This window comes from Neochlamydia sp. EPS4 (assembly GCF_000813665.1).
In the GTDB taxonomy this organism is placed as follows: Bacteria; Chlamydiota; Chlamydiia; order Chlamydiales; family Parachlamydiaceae; genus Neochlamydia.
This window is the reverse complement of sequence record NZ_JSDQ01000091.1, coordinates 48,634-65,735: the sequence shown is the minus strand read 5'-3', so window position 1 is coordinate 65,735 and position 17,102 is coordinate 48,634. Positions and strand designations below refer to the sequence as shown.

Sequence of the window (17,102 nt, the reverse complement as noted above, 5' to 3'; positions counted from 1 at the left end):
GACGTTTCTTATGGGGAAGATAAGAGCAAAGTCCGTAAAGACCACGGTCCCGAAAATCTATCTGTTTTGAAAAGATGTACAATGAATTTATTAAAAGCTGATACAAAAACAAAAGCAGGAATCAAGGGCAGGAGAGCAAAAGCCGGGTGGAATCGAGACTATATGATGGAAATGCTAAATGGTAAATAAAATCTTCATGCAATTTCCCTGGGCCTTCCTATTGTTAAATATAATTAAGTTCTTTCTCTGCGTATTCTAGGAAAAGCTGAAATTTTGTATGTTTTTTAAGGGCCTAAGAGACATTCTCTGAATTATTAAAATCGTTTAAAATAGAGGCTGTTTAACCAGGAGCCTAATATGATAAGAAAACCTTATCCTAGCGATTTAAATAATCAAGAATGGCAAGTGCTTGAACCTATAATATGCAAGAAAAAAGCTGGAAAGCCACCTATGCACTCTAGACGAGAGATGCTTAATGCTATCTTTTATGTCTTAAGGACAGGTTGTCAATGGACAGATCTTCCTCATGATCTTCCTCCTTGGAAATCGGTCTATTCTCAGTTTTTGAGATGGAAACAGAGTCATTTATTCGAACAAATTAATACTTATTTAAGGCGATCGCTTCGCCAAAGCTTAGGCAAATTAGCGGAACCTAGTGCAGCTATAGTCGATAGCCAAAGTATCAAAACAACTGAAAAAAAGGGCTCTGCGGATACGACGGCGGCAAGAAAATTAAAGGTAGGAAAAGGCACATAGTGGTGGATCACTTGGGACTGTTAATAGCAGTTGTAGTAAGTAGCGCAGCTTGTAACGACAGAGATGGGCTAAAAGCGTTATTTTATTATTTCCAAGGAAAAGTTTTATGGCCAAAAAAAATGTTTGCCGATACAGGATATAGCGGGGAAGAGATGAAATTAGAAGCAGCTTTACATGGCATTGATTTAACAATCATTAAAAGATCTAAGCTAAAAGGATTTCATCTACAAGCAAAAAGATGGATAGTAGAAAGAACATTTGCCTGGTTTGGCAAATGCCGCAGATTAAGTAAGGATTATGAGACCTTAACCAACACCAGCCAAGCGTTCCTCTATTTAGCGATGATACGTCTGATGGTAAGAAGAATAGCACAATAAATTAATTCAGAGAATGTCTCTAAGGGCGACAAATAATTTGCTGAAAATTATCTCTGGGACCCAAAAGATGGTTGGGATAAAAGAAGGGAATGAACATTTAATTGCTTTAATATTTATTTAAGCCGCATGATTAAATCATCTGAAGTTTTTTAAGTTTATTTAATTTCCCAGGGGCTCTATCTCTTATCCTTTATGATTGGATTTATAAGAAAAAGCCTCTCTAGCTATTTTTTTTGCAAACTGATGGCAAAAAGTACGAAAAATTACCCAGGACATTAAATAAAGCCACCACCCGCTAAAAATCTTTTAGGCTTAACCTTAACCTTGTTTAAAATTTATGCCGCTTAGCCGCTTACAAACATTTACTTGTATTATACTTTCTTTAATAATTGTCGCCTTTGGCCAGCCTTATTGGAGCCATGCAGCTTCTTTTATGGCTTCAGTTATGGGTTTTGCCTTATTTTTCCGTGCTTTAGCTTCTTTTCCTAGTCGCAGGCAACGGTTTTTTGTGGCGACCGCTTGGTTTGCAATGGTTCAACTTATCCAGTTTTCCTGGTTCCTATCTCATCCATATCTCTACATCATCGCTGTATATGTTTTGCTGGCTTTAATCTTTGGTTTGCAATTTGGTTTTATTGGATGGCTAGCATGCTCGCAGCGCATAACCAGTTATAATCGAATAGTACTGCTATGTAGTTGCTGGACTCTTCTTGAATGGTCACGTTTATTTATTTTATCAGGAATTGCTTTCAATCCTATTGGACTTAGTTTAAGCGCAAATTTATACACCCTTCAAAGTGCTTCTCTGGGAGGAGCTTTTGGCATGTCTTTTTGGGTTCTGGGGGTAAACTTACTAGCATTAAAAGCTTGGCTTGCCTGGCCGCTTTATAGGCATATGTTCTGCTGGTTTGTCTTCGCCGCATTTCCTTTTATGTTTGGATTTATTCAGTTAAAGATGCACGATCCTGGAGCTATAGAAGACACTTTTAACGCCGTTCTTGTTCAGCCTGTATTCCCTACGGAGGAAAACATGCTCTTTCATAATACAGCTTCCTACGTAAAATATGTGGAAGCAGAGTGGCAGCAAATTTTGATGCTTTGCAAAGAGCATTTAGGAAAGAATATCCACTTAATTGCTTTACCCGAGTTTATTGTGCCTTTCACTACCTATACACCTGTTTACTCCTACAAAAACGTTAAGAAAATTTTTCTCGAGGTTTTTGGAGAAAAGGCATATTCTGCTCTTCCTTTATTGCAAGAGCCCTTAGCTTCAAAATGTATGACTGAAAAAGGATCTATTTGGATGGTTACCAATGGCTATTGGCTACAAGGATTGGCTAATATCTTTAATGCCCCTGTCTTATCAGGAATGGAGGACGTGGAGGACTTTTTTGACGGGCATAGAGAATATTATAGTTCCGCACAGTTTGTTGAACCCTCTTCCTATCAACAATTTAGGCTTCCTTTTAAACGATATGATAAGCGTGTCTTAGTTCCTATGGGTGAGTATATCCCTTTTTCCTTTTGCCGTTCCTTGGCTGCCGCTTATGGCATTACTGGTTCTTTTACTCCTGGTAAAGAAGCCAAGATTTTTCCTGCTTATGCTCCTTTTGGAGCATCTATTTGCTATGAGGAAACATTTGGACATTTAATGCGTGAAAATCGACTGAAGGGAGCTGAATTAATCGTTAACTTAACCAGTGATGTATGGTATCCAACGGTAGCACAGCAGCACTGTGATCATGCTCGCTTGAGAACAACAGAAAACGGCATTCCTCTCATTCGTGCTTGTAATACAGGAATTACCGGCGGTTTCGATGCATTTGGGCGCGAGATAAAAATCCTTGGGAATACTTACTATGAAAAAATTTGGAAGCCTGGCGCTCTTTACCTGCAAGTTCCGCTTTTTTCCTACAAAACACTTTATTCTATAACGGGTGATTATCTTATTGTCTTCCTATGTGTGTTAGGTATAGGTGGAGCTTCCTTTTTTCGTCGATAGTTTTACTTAAAAATTATAAACCCAATTAATTGAATCATCTTTTATAAGCCTAAACTGCATGGGTAATCAATAGAAAATATGCTAGTCTATTTCGTCAGTTGTTATAAGGAGAGCGAGGGTAGGGAATTGAAGGCAATGGATCAAACCTTAAGACACTAAAGAAAGCCAGATTTAATCTGGAGTCTTTTTTTTTGTTCGGAAAAAAGTTAGGCCAGTAGTTTTGCACTAACATTCAGGGGTTGCAAGCAAAGTAGAATATAAAAATGCTTGGCAGCTAGCAGAAGAGGCAGGTTTAGAAACTTTCCAGGGGATTTTCAGCCTTTACTAGACTTTAAACTCTTTAGGCAAGCGAATGCTATATGAGGTAGCCTGTAAGGGGAGTTGGGTTACCGGCTGAAATGTCCTTTATTTCCATTATCGAATAATTGGATAAAGATTAGAGGTTTCATTAGGGCCCGATCATGCAGATGCAGACAAATTACTGATTTTGATCTAGGGTTGGCACTCCCTGGTTGTTAAATGAATAAATTGCCCATCTCCTAAGATGCCGGCAGGAGAAATTCTTTGCTCGGGGTGACTCAAAGAAAATTAGATCACCCAGCTTAATAGCCTTATTAACTCCTAGAAGAGATCTATAAGGTATTGCCTTACTTTTAAATAAGCAATGCTTAAGATTATCTAGCAAAAAACTTTAAAGTTTTCTGTTTATTGAAGGTTTAGAATGGAAAGTAGCTTTTACTTGCTAAAAATTACAAGTTAAAGTAGAATCCCCCTGTTCCTTAATTCATTCATTTCCATTGCGTAAGAGAGCTGAATTGTGATTGGTTTAAAACAAAACTTGATATCAAAATATCGTCAGCAGCGAACCTTAAAAAATTCTATTTCATTCTCAGGCATTGGTATTCATACTGGAAAAGAAGTACAAATTACCTTTGTGCCTGCTCCAGAAAATGCTGGTATTACATTTTGTCGAGTAGATTTGCCGGATCGACCGAGGATTCCAGCTTCTGTTAATTATGTCTATGAAACAAGTCGTAGCACCTCCATAGGAATTAACAACGTGGTAATTCATACCATTGAGCACGTTCTGGCCGCTGTGCGAGCCAATAATATTGATAACTTATGTATTGAAATTAAAGGGATTGAGCCGCCTGCTGCTAATGGAAGTTCCGATGCTTTTGTGAATATGATCGAAGAAGTCGGGATCCTTGAGCAAGCGGAACAAAAGCCTGTGATTAAAATCCAAAGTCCTATTCATTGGAATCAAGAAGATACATATATTATGGCTTTTCCTTATGATGGATATCGGATCAGTTATACCTTGAATTATCCACATTCTAAGCTTTTAAATTGCCAATTTTATTCGTTAGAGGTAAATAGTTACAATTTTAAGCATGAGATTGCTTCCTGTCGTACCTTCGCTCTTTATAAAGAAGTGGCTTATCTATTGGATCACGGCTTAGCTAAGGGCGCTAGCTTGGATAATGCCGTAATTATTCATGAAGAAGCAGCTTTTAGTAAAGGGGGGCTTTTCTTTCCCGATGAGATGGTAAGACATAAAATTTTAGATATGATTGGAGACTTGTCTCTGGTAGGAATTGAATTTGAGGCGCACGTAATTGCTCTTAGGGCAGGTCATGCATCTAACTGCGCTTTTGCAAAAGAATTATTAAACTCTATTACGGAGTGTGCTTAATGGAAGTTCATGTAGCTGATTATCCAAAATCACTCGATATTAAACAAATAGCAGAAATCTTGCCTCACCGCTTTCCCTTTTTGCTGGTAGATCGAGTTCTTGATATCAATTTAGAGCAGGGCTTAATCGTAGGACAGAAAAACCTGACTTTTAATGAAGCTTTTTTTCAAGGTCATTTTCCGGATACTCCTATTATGCCAGGTGTACTTATGGTAGAAGCGTTAGCGCAATTGGGTGGTATATTGATTCATATGAAAGGCTATCATGATAAGATAGCTGTGCTTTTGACTGTCAATAATGCTAAATTTCGCAATCCAGCTAAGCCAGGGGATGTCTTAATGCTCAGGGTAGAAGGTATTCATGTAAGTTCCAAAGCAGGACGGATGCAAGCAACGGCTACAGTGAATGATAAAATTACTGCAGAAGCTGAAATCGGTTTTGCGCTAGTTGACAAAAGTCAGCTATAATAGGGTAGAAAGCTTTTATAAAATTATTTTGAGTAAATAGAATATGAAAAAATCGAACATACATCCTACCGCCGTAATTGAACCGGGAGCTATTATTGGAGATAAAGTTACAGTAGAGCCCTTTGCGATTATTAAAGCTCATGTAAAGTTAGAAGATGGTGTAACGATTAAGTCTCATGCTTATATTGACGGCCATACGACTATTGGCGCAGGAACCACTATTTATCCCTTTGCAAGCATTGGCACTCAAACACAGGATCTAAAATATAAAGGTGAAACCACCTTTGTTAAGATTGGTAAAAATTGTCAAATACGTGAGTTTGTGACAATTAATTCCTCTTGTGGAGAAAATACCTCGGTAGAGGTAGGGGATGATTGCTTGATTATGGCTTATTGCCATATTGCCCACAATTGCCTAGTAGGTAATCGAGTGATTATGAGTAACAATGCTACTCTTGCAGGTCATGTGATTGTAGAAGACTGTGCTATTATTAGCGGTTTTGTACCCGTTCACCAATTTTCTAGGATCGGTAAATATGCAATGGTCGGGGGAATGAGCCGTATTACTCGGGATGTTCCTCCTTATACGATAGGAGCAGGCATTCCTTACAAATTTGGTGGAATCAATATTGTGGGGTTAAAAAGGCATGGTTTTTCTTTAAAGATTCGCCAAGAACTCGGAAAAGCTTTTAAAATAGTTTACCGTTCTAAAGCATGTCTTGAAGAAGCGCTGCTTCAAATTGAAAGAGAACTTGAGCCTCTTCCAGAAATTCTTCATTTTGTGGAGTTTTGTCGTTCCTCTAAGCGCGGTTTATTAGGATTGGAGGGAATCACAAATTTTGATGATGAGGTAGCTCAAGCTGAAAAAGAGGCTGAAGCTGAGATTACAGCTAAAATTGAAAGATAAATTCCTTTGAGAGTGGGCTGCTTTAGAAAAAAATAGCCGCAAGCGTCTTCAGCTTTTTTTAAGAGGTATTGATGAAAATTGTATATTTTGGGACTCCTCAGTTTGCAGCAGATATCCTTCAGCATCTTCTCAATCATAAGATCTGCATTTGTGCAGTAGTGACTAAACCGGACAGGCCTAAAGGACGTTCAAGCGATTTGGTGCCCACACCTGTCAAACGTATTGCTCAATTGCAAAATCCTCCTCTACCTGTTCATCAACCTGCATTAGTTTCTGCTCCTGAATTTGCTGAGATTTTACAAGCCTATCAGGCTGATTTATTTGTAGTCGTTGCTTATGGTGAGATTATTAAGCAACATGTTCTGGACATGCCCTCTAAAGGCTGCATCAACGTTCATGCAAGCTTGCTACCAAAATATCGCGGAGCCGCCCCTATCCAACATAGTATCATCAATGGAGAAAACGAAACAGGTATTACCATTATGTATATGGTAAGGAAAATGGATGCTGGGGATATTATTAAAATGGTCAAAGTCCCTATTGGTCCCAATACTACCTATGGGGAGCTGGAACGTCTACTGTGCGAGGCTGGAGGCAAAGCCTTGGTAGAAGTGCTTGATCAGTTTGAGCAAGGTAGTGTGGAGCATGTTGAGCAAGACCATTCTCAGGCAACGTTTGCTCCAAAAATAGAATTGGAGGATTGTGAGATTAACTGGAGTTCTTCAGCTAAGACCATTCATAATCTTGTTAGAGGCGTGTATCCTCACCCAGGTGCTTGGTGCTATGTAGATATAGGGGGACAAAAAAAACGCCTAAAAATTAATTCTACCCTTCCTTTAGCCGATCAAGGAGGGCCAGCTGGGACCTTATTGCCTACTGATAATGAAGAGTTAATAGTTGCTTGTGGGCAAGGAGCGCTTCGCATTCTTGAACTCCAGCTTGAAGGTAAAAAAGCTATGCTTGCTGAAGAGTTAATTCGTGGCTTTCCTAAGGATAAAAAGATGGATTTTAGGATTTAAAAAATTAGAAATAATTTTATAAGCTGAATTTAATTGTTTAGCCCGTCTCATTGCATGGAGCTTTTAAGGTGAAAAAGGCCTTTAAAATGAATAAGTTAATCCTTATTTTGGCTCGCGTTGGACTTTTTTTATACCTCTATCCTTCGGCTAGCAGCTACCCTTTAGTAACTATTTGTCAAAAGGGCTTTACTTACTATAAATAGTTTAAACTCATCCTTTCTATTATTGCTAAAAGCGGTACCTGCTTCTTTTGTAGGCTTTTTATTCGCTGACCCTTGATCTTGCGGATAATTTTTTTAATAAAAAAAAGTTGTTCTTGCGGAGAGGTCTCGTTAGAAATGATCTGCATGTCTTTATAGCCCTATTTCTTCTTCCTTGGGCTTTGTAAGAAAAGATTTACTTCTAATAAAGGAGAATTTTATATTTTTAACTTATATATCTTTCATCCTCTAGAAGGTTAATGATAAGCGCTCTTCTTCACTTTATAGCTTTTTTTCTCAATGAAAACAAAGTCGATAGGTAAGGGAAAAGGGTTCTTAGCTTATCCTAAGGCAGGCTTAAAGGATAAGTAATAAGAATAAACATACTTTTAGTTTTTATTTTTATGACGATCGCTATTCATATAATTTATTAACTATATATTATAATCTTTTGTTTTAAAAAACCTATTGGTTTTTAATATTTGTTTCACTTATTTATGCGCTAGTTATTGTACTTTTTTGCATTAAAATTTATTTTCTCTTTAGGTAAATAAAAAACCTTGGTATAGTGGGGATTCTTAATAGGTTTTTCATGAGAGAAAAGGATGCAAGCAATAAATAGCGCAACCTTAAACTTAACATTTTTGCCTTCTCCTGACTCTTCCGTAGCAAAAGATACTTTGCTAGGGTACGATATAAAATCTACTTGGGTTGAATTAAAGGCTTTTTTTATCGATCTTTTTCAAGTAATTGCTCAAGTTTTTGCTGAGCGCTCATTTTTTGGAAAAGTTTTCAAATTGAGCATTCATTTGCTGACAGGATTAGCTTGTATAAGGGGTAATACTTATCAAGGGGCACGCTTATTAGGAGCTCTTAGCGCCACTGATAGCCTACTAACCTTAGGTGATCTGGCGATAGATGCGAATGATTTAGTTAATAAGCGATACTGTGAGATAGAGGAGAACAGTAAAAATAAAAAGGTTTTCAACAAATGGTCTCTATTTGCAAGTATAGGTTCTTTGTTAGCTGATATAGGAGGCCTATTTTTTTGGCTGGATGAATTAGCACTCATTAACCTGTTAAAGGTAAAAGCAACGATAGGTAAAAATTTTTCTAGGTTAGTAAACTCTAACACAATGCTTTTTACTTACCTTACGAATTGCTTAGGAAGAATGAGTCCAATGTTTGCAAAGATCTCCTTAGTAATAGGTTTACAAGGAATTGAGGCAATGGCGATTTTATGCCTATCTGTTAATGAAGTTAAACACTTAGCTAATGTTGTGGACACCAAGCAAACCTACAAAATAGTTTTAAGTATAGTAAATTTGGCTTCTTATATAGCTGAGATTAATTTAAAGATTTTAGCTACCACAGGATATATAGCAGTACCTGGCATAGCAGCAATGGGTTGTGCAGCAGCAGGCTGCGGATTGGCAGCTTTTCTCTTGGAAGCGATTTATAACTATCGCCTTGTAAATCTCCAGAGCAAAAGACCAGCTGCAGGCAGTTGGATAATTTCATAAGCTGAGGATAGCATAAATAAAATGTTAATAATAAACCCTAAACAAGGAAAATAATTATGAATACATTGTCATCCACACAAGGCGTCCAGCCAACAGAGCCATACTACGGAGAAGAGGAAGATTTTATCCAAGGTCAGCTAGATGGGCATACTGTTACTGTTGAGCAAGCTCCTGCTTCTCAGCATAAGCCTGCAAATAATTTAGCATCTTCTTCTCGCAATAAAATTACTAATTGCGCTAAGAAAGTGTTTGAGAATTTTAGCCATACTGTAAGACATATTGTAGCTTTTTATGCTTATTCTTTTTCCACTTCTGAGAGTATTCAATCAGTTTGCAAGTTAGCAAAATCTTCCATTTATTTTGCTAAGTATGCTTTTAAAGCACAAACGCCTGGTTTTAACAATCTCTACAATCATTTTGATGTAGTAGATACTGTTTTAGATGTGGGAGGAATTTTTGGCGATGCTAAATACTGGGTCACTAAAGGCTGGCACAAAGATTCTTCTTGGAAAGTTGCTAGCAAGGCTTTTGGAAGTGTTTCTAGAGGAATTGGAACAGGGCAGTTTTTGGTCAACATGGGACTGTTGAATTTGGCTAAAGTATCAGTCCAGCTAAATAGACTTCCTTTCTTTAGGGTACTTAGCTTACTTTCACCCCTCCGTGTAATTAAAGATACACTAGGAATTATTAGCTCCTCTTTAAGCTTGGTAGACACATCCTTAGCGCTACAGAAAAAAAATAGCGATGTAACCAGCGAGATAGAAAAGCTTAGATTGAATAAGTGGGAGCTTAAAAAACGTGCGATTAAATTCTTGAACTTAAATGAAACACAAAAAGCTGCCAAGTTAAAAGCAAAATTTGGAAAAGAGAAATTTGAGAAAACATCGGCAGATGCTTTAGAGCAGGAGTATTTAAATGATCTTGACAAGAAATTCTTAAGCCTTCGTGAAAAATTGGTTAGCCAATATGAGCAGCGTCTACATTCAACACATGCAACTCTGTTTGATAGTATTGCAGACAAGAAGCTGGTTGATTGCAAAGTAAGAATTGTTGAAAGAGATCAGCTGGTTAAAGATTATCAGGCAAGTAAAACAAAAGATTGGCTCTCTATTGCTTTCAATGTAGTTAAAATTGCAGCGATTGCCATGGGGTTGGTAGGTTTTGCACTTACTCTCAATACACCTGCGTTTTTCATTGCTTTAGGAGCTGCTTGGCTTGCTACTTCTGCTGTAGGTATGGCTCGTCTCTACTATTCATTTAGGCACGAGACATATAAAGAAGAGCAAGAAGCGAAGTTGACTAGATTAACTACTTTAGGACCTGTGGCTTTTGCGGCCTAAAGCCTTGTATAAAATAGAATTTTTACCTTTAAAGAGCCCCCAGATTTAAGCTGAGGGCTCTTTTTTTATCCGCAATTTCTTGTCCCCCTTCACCCTAGTAGAATTTTTGGTAAGGAGCCTTAAGCATCTTAAGGATAATTCTATGGTGTTCTTTCAAATTAGTAATTAGCAATATTATAGGGTCTATAAAAAGTATAGGCAGACCTAGGAAACAGAAAAAAAACAGCATGTTGTGGGCTTTTGCGTAGGTTTCTCAAGTTGCTTTAAGAAGTTTTCCCCATTTTCGTATAAATTTTTCTCGCATTTTATATTTAAGCGCAGAATAACCTAAAAGGCATAGAGCCATTACCATTAAAAGAGCTTCTCTTCTTTTTTGGCTTTTTTAGAAAGAGAAACAAAGAAGCAGGACTTTTCAAGAATCTAAATCCTTTTTCTATTTTTTGCTCAAACTTTAAATGTCTTGGACACTTCATGAGTAGGAGAAGCAGTAGTATCCATCTCATGAGTTGCTAAGATGAAACCCCCTTTACTCCTCTCTAAATTTTCCTTGTTAAGCAAAGAACAAGCTAAGGTTCCTTATAGGCAATAGCTAATTGCCTATAGACAAGGAATATGGCCTTAAGCAAAGCTGATAAGCTATATGACAGCTTGGTTTAAGTCAGGCCTATAGGATCTCTAAGATAGCTTGGCACTAGACGAATGCATGCTTCTTCTTGCTCTAATCTGAAAAAAGCCTGTTTTATGAGCGGGAAAAAAAAGGACTTAAAACTTTACGTATCATTTAAAGGTTTATGGCTGCACGATCTTTAAGCTAAATTAGAAGAGGAGTGGGCTGAATTTTGATGCTTGTAACTACAGTTTGGAAAATTTTATATCGTAATTGTAATATCCCAGCCATACCCTATTCTCAGATGGGTTAAGTCCACTCAAAAAGAAGGAAAAAACTTTACCTACTTCCTCAATTATTGCCGTGTTAGAGAGTCACTTCCTAAGTAGATGATCGAGCTTTTAAGGTAATGATGAAGTAAAGTTAGATTGATGCCTAGCATCTTGTACCCAGGCATAGGTAAAAAAAGTAAAGCGGTCAAAAGCCTTTGCGATAAGCAGAATACAAAAGCCTATCTATCTAATCCCAACCGCTTACCTACATTCATGGAAAGTAAAAAAAAGAAAGGCTCTTTTCTTTAATCGCCATAATGATAAATGTTTCATGAGCAGATTGGCCCCTCCTCGGCAGCTTTTCCTTCGGGTCTTGGCCTGTTACCCTAGTTGCAAAAAATTTAGATTTCTCGTTTTTTAATTTTGACATCTCCTTTAGCTTGCAGTAGAAATTTATATTTAATTAAGCAAAAACTGTGATTCACTTATTTGCAATTCATAACACATCATAGAGAGGTAGTGGCTTCTTAAAAATTTTTCTGACACCTTTATATAAACATTCTTTATAGCTTTTGAGAGGAGGTTTACTTGCTTCAGATGTCATCAAACAAAAACTTAAGCTGGCTTATTTAAAGACAAAAATGGAAGAAAATGGTAGAGAAGTTTATTGAAACATAGATAGAGGAGCTAAACGTGACACCTGGCTTTTATAGCGGCAGCAAGTCCAGGTCTTCCGAGGATAGCTAAATACAAGGCTTTATATTACCAAAAATGCAGGGATTGAACTAATCAGGAGATTAAAAGGTAGGTATGCACAGTATGGCTCCAAAAGAAAATCTTCCTAAGCGTGAGTGGGTCGTTATTATCTGCTTGATTTTATTTATGATCGTATTGACCTGCCTGACTCATAAGCATCGGTTTTTATCTTCTAGAAAATATTCTGAGCCTCATCACTTATATAATAGACAGCAGACTGTACGTGTAGAAGGAGCTGTTGAGTATCCAGGCTTATATAACGTTGAAAAAACAGCTACTTTAGCAAATGTTTTAGAGCAAGCTAAAGTTCATCTTGAGGCGGACCTAAGTAAGATTTCTTTAAATAAAAAAGTCAACAACAGCCAATTAATCAAAGTACCTTACAAAGAATATATTACAGTGAGAGTAGAAGGAGCTGTTAAGAAAAGAGGTTCTTTAACTGTACTTAGAGGAACTTTAATGGAGGATCTGATTAAGTTAATTGAACCACTAGAAAAAGCAGATGTAGGGCGGCTAAAAAGAAAAAGAAAATTAAGAGATGGAGAGATTATCAAAGTATTGATCAAAGAAAAGCTCTTAAGAGATAACTGTAAAGGGGAATGTAAATCTTTTGAGTAATTTTTTTTAAATATCTGTTGAGAAAAATACTCCACTTTGATAGTCTCTTCATTTAAGCAATTTTATTAGATAAATATTTAATAAGCTGCCAAAAATGTTTTCACTTGTTTAGCTCTGTTAAGAACGTGCTTCGCACGTAACTTATCACTAGATATACAGGTATTCATTTCTTAGATTGTAATATAAAAAAAATGATTGCTCAAATACTCAAGATATTGGGTTAAGGATTTTCATATGACGCCTAAACTGATGGGCAAAAAGCGTGGAATGATCCAGCTTTTTGATGAGAATGGAAATAGTATTGTGGGTACGGTTATTGAAGTGCAACCAAATGCTGTTGTCCAGATCAAGAAGAAAGAGATTGATGGTTATAATGCTATTCAGATTGGTTTTGATAAAATTCATGTTAAAGACCAGAGAACGCTAGCAAATCGTCTATCCAAACCTTTACGCGGACATTACAGCAAAGCAGCTGTATCTCCACGTAAAAACCTTTCCGAAGCAAAGGTTGATAACATTGAACAATACCAAGTAGGTCAAGAGTTAGCGATAGACCTTTTTGCTGATGTAAAATTTGTTGATGCTACAGCAGTTTCAAAAGGTAAAGGTTATCAAGGTACCATGAAAAAGTATAATTATTCTGGGGGGCCTGCTTCACACGGTTCGGGATTCCATCGTCATGCTGGATCTACAGGTATGCGCTCAACACCAGGTCGTTCGCTTCCTAATAGCCCACGTCCTAGTCATATGGGTTGTGAAACTGTGACCATTCAAAATTTAGAAGTTGTAATGGTAAAGCCTGCAGAACAGGTGATTATTGTAAAGGGTGCTGTGCCAGGTCCTACGCATGGATTGGTTTATATTGCCCCATCGGTGAAAAAACAAGCTTAAAAAAAGCTAGCTAGTAAAAAATTTCTGGAGTTATCCTGTGGCAACACTGAAAAAATATAATTTAAAAGGTCAGGAAACTGGCCAAGTGATAGTTGATGAAAGATTAGCTAATGCTGAAGCGCACGGGCAGATGATTAAAGATTATATCGTCGCTATCAGAGCCAATGCTCGTCAATGGTCAGCTAATACTAAAACTCGTTCTGAGGTTAATCACTCAACAAAAAAGCCTCATCCGCAGAAAGGTGGAGGACGTGCTCGCCAGGGGATGCTTTCAGCTCCTCAATATAAAGGGGGCGGTCGTGTTTTTGGACCAAGGCCTAAATTTGATCAGCATGTACGTATTAACAAAAAAGAACGAAAAGCTGCAATTCGCTGTTTGCTTGCTGAAAAAATTGCTGCAAATCGTTTACATGTTCTTACAGAATCTGTCCTTAATGAACCTAAAACTAAAGTTATGGCCGACTTTTTAAAGGTCACAGGTTTAGCAAATCATAGGGTGATGTTTTTAGGTGAAGCTCATTATGCAGAAGTTAAAACTGAAGAAGAAACAAAGCGCGTGTCCATCCATCATGATCAACATGATAATTTTATTAAAAGCGTGCGTAATCTACCAAAAGTTTCGTTTTCGCTAGCCACTAATATTAGTGGGTATGATGTTCTAGTGGCCAAAGATATTGTGGTGACGGAATCTGCCCTAATTGAATTGGTTGAGTGGCTTTGTCCTTGATAGATAAGGAATAACACCAAGTTATAGATGAAAGGAATCAAGTAATGTCAAAAAAAAATCCTTACCAAGTCGTGAAACATCAACATGTTACAGAGAAAGCCTTGGTATTGAAAGAGCTTAAAAATGCCAGTAGTAATCCCTCACTGAAACGTTGCGAGTCTCCGAAATATGTATTCGTAGTCGATCGCAAAGCAAATAAAACTGACATTGCTAATGCCATCGAAGAAATTTACAGCGACAGAAATGTTAAAGTAGTGGCTGTCAATACAATTAACGTTAAGCCTAAAGCAAGACGTGTTCGTGGTCGTTCAGGCATGAAGCCCGGTTTTAAAAAAGCTATGGTTACCCTGGAAAAAGGCGATAGCCTTGATAACGTATAAATAAGAGGCGAAGAGAGTCATGTTAAAAAAATATCGTCCCATAACGGCGGGTACACGTCAATTAATCCTTCCGATCAATGAAACGCTCACTCGTGCTAAAGAAGGTAGTCGTGCTAAGGTAAAGCCTACAAAGTCGCTGATGCTGCCTAAAAAAAGAACGAATGGACGTAATAATAATGGGCATATTACTTGCCGTCATAAAGGTGGTGGGCATAAGCGTCATTACAGAATAATTGATTTCAAAAGAGATAAGGAAAATATACCAGCTCGCGTAGCTTCTATAGAATATGATCCTAATCGATCGGCTTATATAGCGCTGCTTAATTACTCTGACGGTGAAAAACGCTATATTCTGGCACCCCATGGCTTGAAAGATGGTGATGTAGTGCAGACAAGTGATGAGCCTCCTTTTAGTGTAGGATGCTGCATGAAGTTAAAATTTATGCCTTTGGGTTCTACCATCCATGCTATAGAAATGATTCCTGGTAGAGGAGCTAAAATGGTTCGTTCTGCTGGTCTTTCTGCTCAGTTGATGGCCAGAAGTGGCGGGTATGCGACGATTAGAATGCCTTCAGGTGAAGTGCGTATGGTGAGCGAAAATTGCCGTGCAGCTTTTGGAATGGTCTCTAATTCGGAGCATAATTTACGTGTAGAAGGTAAAGCTGGCCGTATGCGATGGAAAGGAATTCGCCCAACCGTTCGCGGAACTGCAATGAACCCTGTAGACCATCCACACGGGGGCGGTGAAGGAAAGCATAAAGGTAACATCCCACAAACACCATGGGCGCTGTATACACGAGGGCTTCGAACTAGATCTCAGAAGAAATCGAACAAGTTTATTGTTAAAGATCGAAGGAAAAAATAAGTATGGCAAGATCACTTAAGAAAGGACCTTTTATTGATCATCATCTTCATAAGAAAGTTGAAGATATGAATGGTAAAGGGGGCAAAACGCCAATTAAAACATGGTCAAGACGATCGATGATCATTCCTGAAATGATCGGACACACTTTTGAAGTGCATAACGGCAAAAAATTCATTTCTGTATTTGTCTCAGAAAATATGGTTGGACATCGTCTGGGTGAATTTTCTCCTACCCGTAATTTCAAAGGTCATCCAATTAAGAAAGCAGAGGCACAATCAAAATGAATAGGGCAAAAGCAATAAGCAAATATATTAGAATTAGCCCCCGTAAAGCACGGCTTGCCGCAGGGTTAATACGAGGACTGCCTGTTCCGCAAGCTAACCTCCAATTATTGTATAGCAATTTAAAGGCGGGGCGTCTCTTGAAAAAAACCTTAGATAGCGCTGTTGCTAATGCTGAAACGCAGCTAGATATACGCCGCGAAGATCTTAAAGTTTTAGAAGTTCGTATTGATGAAGGGCCAAGACTTAAACGTGCAAAGCCCAAAAATAAGGGTGGCCGCCATCCGATTTTAAAAAGAACAAGTCACTTTACTATTATAGTCAGTTCAGGAAAGGAGTAAGGAATGGGACAAAAAACTAATCCAATAGGATTCCGCCTTATTCGGAATAAAAAATGGCGTTCAAAGTGGTATGCGAATAAGCAAGAATTTGGTACTTTACTCGTCGAAGATAAAAAAATTCGCGAGTATTTAATGAAAAAACCTCAGTGTCAAGGTACTTCGCAAATAAAAATTCGACGTATGAGCGAAAAAATCGAAGTGACTATTTGCACGGCGCGGCCTGGGATGGTTATTGGTAAAAAAGGTTCTGAAATTGAAGGATTGCGTGGAGAACTCTTTAGACTTACAGGTAAAGAAGTCTGGATTGAAGTAGAAGAAATTAAAAGACCTGACCTTGATGCAAAAATTGTAGCCGATGCCATTGCAAAGCAATTAGAAAGACGAATTCCCTTCAGACGTGCAATGAAGAAAGCTATGCAATCTAGCATTGAAGCTGGTGCTCTAGGAATTAAAGTGCAATGTTCTGGCCGTATAGGTGGAGCAGAAATTGCACGGACAGAATGGTATAAAGAGGGGAGCACTCCTTTACATACACTCCGGGCTGATATTGATTATGCCATGGGGCGTGCAGAGACAACTTATGGTAGTATCGGGGTGAAAGTCTGGATTTACCGTGGTGAAGATAATCAAGTGAAGGAGGGCCAATAGTAATGCCTTTAATGCCTAAGAAAACAAAACACCGCAAAACAATGAAAGGTTCCTGCTCAGGTTTGAGTAAAGGAGCGACCTTTGTTCATTTTGGTGAGTTTGGTATACAAGCTCTAGAACGCGGTTGGCTCACTAATCAGCAAATTGAAGCATGCCGTGTGGCTATTAACCGTTATTTCCAACGTAAAGGAAAAGTTTGGATAAGAATTTTTCCGGATAAACCTGTTACTAAAAAGCCCCAAGAAGTGCGTATGGGTAAAGGTAAAGGGGGACTTGACCATTGGGTAGCGGTTATCAAACCAGGTAGGATACTTTTTGAAGTGGGTAACGTTTCAAAAGAAGAAGCTCAACATGCATTGAGACGTGCTGCAGCTAAAATTGGACTAAAGACACGATTTGTCGAACGTGTTGAACAAGTATAAGGTAGTA

The 17,102-nt window shown here is 38.0% G+C and carries 17 protein-coding genes and 1 pseudogene; all 18 read left to right on the top strand.

The window, feature by feature from the left end:
- The coding region (locus DB42_RS11625; RefSeq protein ID WP_044882675.1) for a hypothetical protein at positions 1 to 189 on the top strand (189 nt) is incomplete at its 5' end.
- A gap of 168 nt (positions 190 to 357) precedes the next feature.
- Positions 358 to 1,133, top strand: a pseudogene (locus tag DB42_RS11935) (IS5 family transposase).
- A 433-nt stretch (positions 1,134 to 1,566) separates the two neighbouring features.
- On the top strand, positions 1,567 to 3,135 hold the full coding sequence (gene lnt / locus DB42_RS09025) for an apolipoprotein N-acyltransferase (protein ID WP_238579020.1): 1,569 nt from the start codon (positions 1,567 to 1,569) through the stop codon (positions 3,133 to 3,135).
- An 817-nt stretch (positions 3,136 to 3,952) separates the two neighbouring features.
- Entirely contained in the window at positions 3,953 to 4,831 is an 879-nt protein-coding gene (gene lpxC / locus DB42_RS09020) for a UDP-3-O-acyl-N-acetylglucosamine deacetylase (protein WP_052243801.1), read from the top strand.
- Positions 4,831 to 5,298, top strand: a complete 468-nt coding sequence (fabZ, locus tag DB42_RS09015) for a 3-hydroxyacyl-ACP dehydratase FabZ (RefSeq protein WP_042241341.1) — start codon at positions 4,831 to 4,833, stop codon at positions 5,296 to 5,298. The genes lpxC and fabZ overlap by 1 nt, the downstream gene beginning before the upstream one ends.
- 43 nt (positions 5,299 to 5,341) lie before the next feature.
- Positions 5,342 to 6,205, top strand: coding sequence for an acyl-ACP--UDP-N-acetylglucosamine O-acyltransferase (lpxA, locus tag DB42_RS09010; protein WP_044882672.1), 864 nt, complete (start codon positions 5,342 to 5,344; stop codon positions 6,203 to 6,205).
- A 71-nt stretch (positions 6,206 to 6,276) separates the two neighbouring features.
- Positions 6,277 to 7,224: a methionyl-tRNA formyltransferase gene (gene fmt, locus DB42_RS09005; protein WP_044882671.1), complete on the top strand. Its 948-nt coding sequence runs from the start codon at positions 6,277 to 6,279 to the stop codon at positions 7,222 to 7,224.
- Between the two features lie 805 nt (positions 7,225 to 8,029).
- The gene (locus tag DB42_RS09000) at positions 8,030 to 8,947 is read left to right on the top strand and encodes a hypothetical protein (protein WP_039383784.1); all 918 of its coding nucleotides are present in this window, start codon (positions 8,030 to 8,032) and stop codon (positions 8,945 to 8,947) included.
- Between the two features lie 56 nt (positions 8,948 to 9,003).
- Positions 9,004 to 10,287 carry a hypothetical protein gene (locus DB42_RS08995; protein WP_044882670.1) on the top strand — a complete coding sequence of 428 codons (1,284 nt, stop codon included), beginning with the start codon at positions 9,004 to 9,006 and terminating at the stop codon, positions 10,285 to 10,287.
- A gap of 1,698 nt (positions 10,288 to 11,985) precedes the next feature.
- Positions 11,986 to 12,540: an SLBB domain-containing protein gene (locus DB42_RS08990; RefSeq protein ID WP_044882669.1), complete on the top strand. Its 555-nt coding sequence runs from the start codon at positions 11,986 to 11,988 to the stop codon at positions 12,538 to 12,540.
- Between the two features lie 234 nt (positions 12,541 to 12,774).
- Positions 12,775 to 13,431 (top strand): 50S ribosomal protein L3, encoded by a 657-nt coding sequence (rplC, locus tag DB42_RS08985; protein ID WP_044882668.1) that lies wholly within the window; start codon positions 12,775 to 12,777, stop codon positions 13,429 to 13,431.
- 37 nt (positions 13,432 to 13,468) lie between these two features.
- Positions 13,469 to 14,158, top strand: coding sequence for a 50S ribosomal protein L4 (gene rplD / locus DB42_RS08980; RefSeq protein WP_039383792.1), 690 nt, complete (start codon positions 13,469 to 13,471; stop codon positions 14,156 to 14,158).
- A gap of 44 nt (positions 14,159 to 14,202) precedes the next feature.
- Positions 14,203 to 14,538, top strand: coding sequence for a 50S ribosomal protein L23 (gene rplW, locus DB42_RS08975; protein WP_039383793.1), 336 nt, complete (start codon positions 14,203 to 14,205; stop codon positions 14,536 to 14,538).
- A 19-nt stretch (positions 14,539 to 14,557) separates the two neighbouring features.
- Positions 14,558 to 15,403: a 50S ribosomal protein L2 gene (gene rplB / locus DB42_RS08970; protein ID WP_039383795.1), complete on the top strand. Its 846-nt coding sequence runs from the start codon at positions 14,558 to 14,560 to the stop codon at positions 15,401 to 15,403.
- Between the two features lie 2 nt (positions 15,404 to 15,405).
- Positions 15,406 to 15,687 carry a 30S ribosomal protein S19 gene (rpsS, locus tag DB42_RS08965; protein ID WP_039383797.1) on the top strand — a complete coding sequence of 94 codons (282 nt, stop codon included), beginning with the start codon at positions 15,406 to 15,408 and terminating at the stop codon, positions 15,685 to 15,687.
- On the top strand, positions 15,684 to 16,025 hold the full coding sequence (gene rplV, locus DB42_RS08960; RefSeq protein WP_039383798.1) for a 50S ribosomal protein L22: 342 nt from the start codon (positions 15,684 to 15,686) through the stop codon (positions 16,023 to 16,025). The genes rpsS and rplV overlap by 4 nt, the downstream gene beginning before the upstream one ends.
- 3 nt (positions 16,026 to 16,028) lie before the next feature.
- Positions 16,029 to 16,673 (top strand): 30S ribosomal protein S3, encoded by a 645-nt coding sequence (rpsC, locus tag DB42_RS08955; RefSeq protein ID WP_042241372.1) that lies wholly within the window; start codon positions 16,029 to 16,031, stop codon positions 16,671 to 16,673.
- A gap of 2 nt (positions 16,674 to 16,675) precedes the next feature.
- Positions 16,676 to 17,095, top strand: coding sequence for a 50S ribosomal protein L16 (rplP, locus tag DB42_RS08950; protein ID WP_039383806.1), 420 nt, complete (start codon positions 16,676 to 16,678; stop codon positions 17,093 to 17,095).
- Positions 17,096 to 17,102 lie beyond the last annotated feature (7 nt).